The sequence below is a fragment of the Streptomyces enissocaesilis genome (assembly GCF_039533765.1).
GTDB classification, from domain to species: Bacteria; Actinomycetota; Actinomycetes; order Streptomycetales; family Streptomycetaceae; genus Streptomyces; species Streptomyces enissocaesilis.
In genome coordinates this window covers 24,424-31,761 of sequence record NZ_BAAAUD010000110.1, presented here as the reverse complement: position 1 = coordinate 31,761, position 7,338 = coordinate 24,424, and the positions used below count along the sequence as shown (strand labels likewise).

At 69.0% G+C, this 7,338-nt stretch carries 4 protein-coding genes; 2 read left to right on the top strand and 2 right to left on the bottom strand.

From position 1 onward, the window contains the following. Nucleotides 1-190: 190 nt before the first annotated feature. Complete coding sequence (locus tag ABD374_RS33285; RefSeq protein WP_344500671.1) at nt 191-883, top strand: hypothetical protein; 693 nt, start codon at nt 191-193, stop codon at nt 881-883. 253 nt (nt 884-1,136) lie between these two features. On the opposite strand, the gene ABD374_RS33280 is transcribed toward ABD374_RS33285, so the two are convergent. Together ABD374_RS33280 and ABD374_RS33275 are read right to left on the bottom strand one after the other, a co-directional pair. Next, nucleotides 1,137-1,799, bottom strand: coding sequence for a hypothetical protein (locus ABD374_RS33280; RefSeq protein ID WP_344500669.1), 663 nt, complete (start codon nt 1,797-1,799; stop codon nt 1,137-1,139). 94 nt (nt 1,800-1,893) lie between these two features. Next, on the bottom strand, nt 1,894-2,313 hold the full coding sequence (locus tag ABD374_RS33275; protein WP_344500667.1) for a transposase: 420 nt from the start codon (nt 2,311-2,313) through the stop codon (nt 1,894-1,896). Between the two features lie 1,176 nt (nt 2,314-3,489). Between ABD374_RS33275 and ABD374_RS33270 the strand changes: the two genes are divergently transcribed. Continuing rightward, nucleotides 3,490-7,158 carry a chondroitinase-B domain-containing protein gene (locus tag ABD374_RS33270; protein ID WP_344500665.1) on the top strand — a complete coding sequence of 1,223 codons (3,669 nt, stop codon included), beginning with the start codon at nt 3,490-3,492 and terminating at the stop codon, nt 7,156-7,158. Nucleotides 7,159-7,338: the final 180 nt, after the last annotated feature.

Genomic DNA, 7,338 nt, shown 5'->3' with positions numbered 1-7,338 from the left:
TAACCGCCCGGCCCGCAGTGGCCTGAGCAACAGGCCCGGAGCCCGACTGGAACCATGCCCCGACACACCGTCAGGCCCTACCCACCCAACAACGTGACAACGCCTCCGCAAGTCCCGGTGCAGCCCGAATCGAATGTCATCAATCGCCAAAGCCGTCCTCACCCTGGAGCGGCAACGCTGAAAAACCTCATTGCTCCGCACCCCGGCCTACACACCCGAGCAACGAGCTGAGGACGACCGCACGCTCCGCCGGCGCATCGAGCACATCTCTGCCCGCCGGCACCTCGCGGCCCGCGGGCTCAAGAACGGCTGGCTGATGCCCACCTCCCCGCAACTTGCCGAGCTCTTGCTCGAACCGGTCGGCGGCACGGTCTCCCTCTCCGCCTGGCAGCTCCGCCGCCAGATCCACCACGACCTGAAAACACTGTCCCGCCTGGTCATCAAGGCGCCTGGCAACGCCGACCGGCTGTTGGTCTTCGTCGAAGGCCAACTGCGCATGGACCCGGTCGCGGCCCGCGCCTTCGCCTGTCTGCTGTTCACCAACGGTCACGCGGACGGAGCCCGCTTCTGGTGGAGGTTCGCCGCCGGAGCCGACGACACCACCGCGGCCTACTGCCTGTTCCTCGAAGGCCTTCTGCGGGACGAACCCGACGAGGCGATCTCCTGCTACCGCAACCTCGACGGGGATGCCTTCCTGTGCGACCCCGACTGGGAAGACGCCCCCAGCACCACAGGCCGCCCCGTCAACGACGCACTCAAAGCGGAAGTCGACGACCAGATCAGAGAAGTCGACGCCGGCACGGGAATCCACGTCCCCATCCCGCAGGAGTACTTCGAAGAAGTACCCGAGGAATACCGCGACAGCCTTCTGTGCCAGGGATGAACCACCCACCCAAAACCCTGCAGAACACCCCTCAGCCAGAAAGGGCGGGCTCCATCGTGTTCCGCTTCCTCAACCACGGCCCCCACGGCCGTAAACCGCGCCGGCCTCTGTCCCGCACCCAACGCATCCAGATCGCCGTGCCTCTCACCGCCGCAACCCTCCCCGTGATCCTCCAGTGGTGGTTCAACCGCTAACCCCCGTGCTCTGGCGCCCCGGAGGACCTGCGGCACGTGGACAATCAGGAGCCAGCGTTTCACCGGCTGGTGGTGTCCAGGCCTTTCCAGCCGTGTCCGAGTCCGTGTCGGCGGGTGCACGTGGCTGGTGCGGGTCTGGTGGTGAGTGCCGTGGTGAGCTGCTGCGCGGCGTGCGGGGTGAGCCCTGCGGTGACCTGTCCGGAGTCCAGGACGCGCGCGTAGCTGCCGGCCCCGTACGTGGCCAGTGCCTGTCCGAGAGCGGCGGCCGCCGTGCCGGCGGGCCCGGCCCCCCACAGCGCCCCTGCGTCCTCCACGACCCGGTGCTCCTGGTCGTGGTGTTCACCGCGGGAAGTCAGGAGAGCGGCCAGGGCCTGGGCGTCGGCTGCGTCCAGGGTGACGGTCACCAGTGCGGCACCGAGCTGGTGCACTCGGCCGCGGCTGATGCCGTGCACGGCCAGCGCCTTCCGCAGCGGCCCGATGACCGCAGCTCCGCCGCGCCCGGCCACACCCTCACCGGCCGGTGCGTCGGCCCGGGTCTGTTCGGTGTGTTCGCGCAGTGCGGCGACGGCGGCCGGGATGACGGCGAGGATCTCCGCGCTCTCGGAGTCGAGCTGGGCCAGGGCGCCCGCGAGGACTTCCAGCGCGGACGCGGCGTCCTCGATCGCGCCCGGGCTCCACTGTCCGGGACCCGCGGTGTCGGCGAGCCGGCAGGCGGCCAGCACGACTGCTTCCGCGTGCGCCTCTACCTTCGCCCCGGTGGAAGTCGAACTCGGCTCCGTGTCCCGCCCTACACTCGGCTGGCACCGCATGTGCCGGTCAAAAGCCCATGATGCGGCCCTCGGGGATCGGTCCAGTCGCACGGGTGGCTTGTGGGCGGGAAGCAGCAGAGTTCTTTCCGGTCTTGCGCACGCACCGTTCCGGGCAAGCCACCTTCCAGAAACGGCTTGCCTGGGTGCGTGCCTGGTGCCGGAGGCTATGCGGCCTCGGTGTCGTCGGGGGTAGCGGTTGTATCGCTCGTGCGGCCGCTGTCATGTCATGGTGGCGGGGCGTCGGGTGTCCGCGAACACGCGGGCCTTTCCGGTCGGCCTTGGCCTTGCGGTACCAGCCGCGCAGGGACTCCGAGCTGATGCCGGGTTCCCGGGCGACGGCCGTGACCGTCTTGCCCGAGGAGTCGACGAGCGCGATCGCGTCCCGCTTGAACTCCTCCGTGTACCGCTTCGTGTACTTGCTTTCCACCTGGTGCTACTTCCTCTGGAACCTCGGATCCCAGTCTCCAGGTGTCCACGATCAAGGGGGAAGCTTCAGTGGCCCGGTGTCCCGGATTCCTGAGCACGGCGTCCTCGGAAGGTCCCGGCCGGTCCGGGTCCGGTGCCCCGGGGAACCCGACCCGCCCGTCGCCGTGGCCGACCTGCCCGGGTCAGGACCCGTGATCCCCGTCCGGTTCCGTTCGCGACGGCCGTGCGGATACGGCGAGCGCCCGCCGCCGCTCCTCCCCACCGGCACCGGCACCGGCGCCACTGCCGAGCCGGGCGGCGACGACCCGCCGCAGGGGGGTCCTCAGCGAGCCCGGCCTGGTCCGCCTTCCTCGGCGCCCGGTGCGCAGCCGGGTGCCGCCCGCGTCCGCCGTTCCGGACCGGCGGCCCGCTGAGCCGGGCAGGGGACGGCCTCGGGCACGCGGCGCAGCCGGTACGGGGAAAGCGCGAGGTCGTGGACCGCGGCGAGCGTGCTGGCAACGGGGCGCCGGGAGCGTGGGGTCATGTCCCGGCCATGCCGCCGAATGAGGGGAGGCGTGGCCGTCGCGGCCGAAGCCCTGGGCACCTGACCGCTCCCCGGAGATCCCGTCCTATGGCGCATGACCGCGCGAACGTGCCGTGATACTCACATACCGCAGTCGAAGGGGCACAGCTGCTCGTCATCTTCGGCCGAAGCCGGGAGGTGTTCCGAGCGCAACCGTGGCCGGGGAGTGGGTGGTGGTCGGCGGTGATGCGCTCGCCGCCGGATTCGTCCCACACGAGCGCGTAGGCGATCAACCGGTCACCTCGGAGGACCGGCCCGGAGTCGTCGGACAGGACGACTCCGGGTGGATCAGTTCCGTCTCTCCGCCGTGTGCAGACCTGTGTCCGACCGACCGATCTCGATGGTGCCGATCTCGGTGAGCAGACCGCCGATCAAGGACGGATGCGCCCACCGCACCACGACCAGCGCGGGAGGGGTCCCGCCACGCGTCTGACACGGTACCCCCTGGCATTCGGAGCACCACCTCACGGTGCGCCACCTCACGGTTATCGACCACAACCATCCGGCCCCGGACCGGCCGTTCCTGCCGTCCAGGGCCGTCAATCGAAGCGAGGCTCTGTGAGACGCATGTTTCATGCGCTGTTAGTGGGCGCGGTCGCCGTTGGAGTCCCAGGTATGTTCCACCCGGTCGCGTCAGCCGCCGCCCCCTCTCCGCTGGCGGTCAGGAGCGTCACGGCGAGCGCCGACGACGGCAACGTTCCCGCCAACACGCTCGACAACAACCTGAGTACCCGCTGGTCCGCCGAGGGCGACGGGGTGTCGATCCGCTACGACCTCGGCTCCGCGCAGACCGTGGGTTCGGTGTCGGTCGCCTGGCACCAGGGGGACCGGAGGAAGAGCACCTTCGACGTCCAGCTGTCCGCGGACGGATCGTCGTGGACCACGGTCCTGAGCCGGAAAGCCACCAGCGGTACCACGCTCGGGCAGCAGAGCCACGACTTCGCCGACACCCCGGCCCGCTACGTGCGGATCGTGGGCCATGGCAACACCGTCAACGACTGGACCAGCATCACCGAGACGGACGTCTACGGAGCCGATGGAGGCGGAGGCGACGGTGGCGGCTCCTGCGCGTTCCCGGCGGATGTGCTGAACCTGACGAACTGGTACATCGGGCTGCCGGTGGGCGACGAGGAGTCCCCCACCAACGTCTACCAGCCGGAACTCGCCACGTACAAGCACGACCCGTGGTTCGTCACGGCCGACGACTGCTCGGCCGTCCGGTTCCGGGCCCCGGTCAACGGGGTCACCACCAGCGGCTCCAGCTACCCTCGCTCGGAGCTGCGGGAGATGACGGACTCCGGGACGGCCAAGGCAAGTTGGTCGTCCACGTCTGGCACCCACACCATGGTGATCGACCAGGCCATCACGGACGTTCCCGAGGAGAGGCCGTACGTCGTCGCCGGGCAGATCCACGACGCCTCCGACGACGTCACCGTCTTCCGCCTCGAAGGCAGCAGGCTGTACATCACCGACGGCGACACGTCGCACCACCATCTGGTGACGGACGCCTACCGGCTGGGTACGAGGTTCCAGGCGAAGTTCGAGGTCAGCGACGGCGAGACCAGGATCTACTACAACGGCGCGTTGCAGACCACGCTGTCGAGGGACTACTCCGGCGCCTACTTCAAGGCCGGCGCGTATACGCAGGCCAACTGCGGCAACTCGGATCCGTGCAGCGAGGACAACTACGGCGAGGTCAAGATCTACGGCCTCAACGTCACGCACGGCGACAGCGGGGGCGGGGGTACCGGGGACTCGACCGAGGCCGCCGAGCGGTACGGCTGGGGCACCCCGCTGCCGGTCTCCGACGAGTTCGACTACACCGGCGCGGTCGACCCCGACAAATGGGCGGTGCCGACGGGCGAGGTCGGCGGCACGCAGGGATGCTGGGAAGGGCACGCCGGAAACGGCCGCCGCTGCGCCAAGAACAGCACCGTCGCCAACGGTATGCTCACCATGCGCGGCGAGGCGAACGGCGACACGGGGTGGCTCAGGCAGCAGCGTGACGCCGAGTACGGCCGGTGGGAGATCCGTTCACGCTCACGGAACACCGGCTCGACCGGCGGGCTCTACCACGTCCTGCACCTGATCTGGCCCACCGCGGGCAACCGGCTCGAGAACGGGGAGTACGACTGGGTCGAGACCTCCGACCCCGAAGCCCAGTGCCTCACCGCTTTCCTGCACTATCCGAAGAGCCCGACCGACAAGAAGGAACGCAACGACCACTGCCCGGTGGACATGACGCAGTGGCATAACTTCGCGTTCGAGTGGACGCCGGACGCGTTGGTCGGCTACGTCGACGGCGTCGAGTGGTTCCGGGAGTCGGGCGGCGCGGACGCCGACCGGGGGGACATCCAGACGATGCCCTCGGGGCATCTGAACATCCAGCTCGACAACTTCACCGGCGACAGCGGGCTGCGCCCGGCCGTGCTCGAGGTCGACTGGGTCCGGACGTACGACGTCGAGCCCGCCGGCGGGAATCCCGGCGATCCCGGCGGGGACTCTCCGGTCCCCGTCGTCGGCATCTCGGCGAGTCCCGATGACGGCAACGTCCCCGCCAACACCCTGGACAACAACCTGAGTACCCGCTGGTCGTCCGAGGGCGACGGGGCGTGGATCCGCTACGACCTGGGCTCGAAGCGGACCGTCGGTTCGGCGTCGCTCGCCTGGCACCAGGGAGCTGGCAGAAAGAACACGTTCGACGTCCAGCTGTCCGACGACGGGTCGTCGTGGAGGACCGTCCTGGCACGAACGACCAGCAGCGGCACCACACTTCAGCAGGAGAAGTACGACTTTGTCGACGCCTCGGCCCGCTACGTGCGGATCGTCGGCCACGGAAACACGTCCAACGCCTGGACCAGCATCACCGAGACGGACATTTTCGGAGCCGACAACAGCGGCGGAGACGACGGCGGCGGAGACGACGGAGAGCCGAGCCCTGTCCGCACGGTCCATGTCGCAGACTCGGACGCGTTGGGGAGTGCGTTCGGGGACGCACGGGCTGGCGACCGCATCGTCCTCGCGGACGGCACGTACGCGATCGGCAGCATGACCGGCAAGAACGGAACGGCCGCCGCACCCATCACCGTGGTCGCCGAGAACCGCGGCAAGGCGGTGATCGGCGACGGGCAGCTGGAGGTGGCGGACTCCTCCTACGTCACCTTCCAGGGCCTGAAGTTCACGAACAGCGACACCCTGAAAATCACCAGGTCGAACCATGTGCGGCTGACCCGCAACCACTTCCGGCTGACCGAGGAGTCCTCGCTGAAGTGGGTGATCATCCAGGGTGCGGGCAGCCACCACAACCGGATCGATCACAACCTGTTCGAGGAGAAGCACCAGCTCGGGAACTTCATCACCATCGACGGATCCGAGACCCAGCAGTCACAGCACGACCGCATCGACCACAACCACTTCCGCGACATCGGACCCCGCGCGGACAACGAGATGGAGGCCATCCGGGTCGGCTGGAGCGGAATCTCCCGGTCGAGCGGATTCACCATCGTCGAGTCGAACCTCTTCGAGAACTGCGACGGCGACCCGGAGATCGTCTCCGTGAAGAGCAACGACAACGTCGTCCGCTACAACACCTTCCGCGCCTCCCAGGGCGTCCTGTCCCAACGGCACGGGAACCGGGGCGAGTTCCACGGCAACTTTTTCCTCGGCGAGGGCAAGGCGGGGACCGGCGGGATCCGCCTCTACGGCCAGGACCACAAGGTCTACAACAACTACTTCGAGGGCCTGACCGGCACCGGCTACGACGCCGCGCTGCAGATCGACGGCGGCGACGTGGACACCTCGGGCGCGCTGAGCGCGCACTGGCGCGTCTACCGGGCGACCGTCGTGAACAACACCTTCGTGAACAACGTGTCGAACATCGAGATCGGCGCCAACTATAGCCTTCCCCCGGCCGACTCGGTCATCGCCGACAACCTCGTCACCGGCAGCCGGGGCAAGCTGATCAACGAAGTCAGGAAGCCCTTGAACATGACCTACTCCGGGAACATAGCCTGGCCGACCGGATCGGCAACCCTCGGCGTGTCCGTGCCCTCCGGCTCCGTCAGGGCGGTCGACCCGCTGCTCGCCCCCGACGGATCGCTGTACCGGATCGGCGCGGGAAGCCCGGCGATCGACACCGCCACCGGTGACCACGCCTTCGTGACCGACGACATGGACGGCCAGACCCGGGTCGGCGGCGCCGACGCCGGCGCCGACGAGCGGTCGTCGTCCCCGGTCACACGCTCCCCGCTCACTGCGGCGGACGTCGGCCCCAGCGCCGCGTAGAAAGGGCGGGAGGACCGGTGGCGGGTCAGGCCCGTCACCGGTCGTGCCTGTCGCGCGGGGTGCTCCGGTCCGGCTCTGCCACCGGGTGGTTGGCCACGACCGCACACCGGCCCAGGGGGTCCACCCATCCCGGTGGCGAGAAGAGCAGCTTCAGCGGTGCGCGGCCACGGTCATCACAGA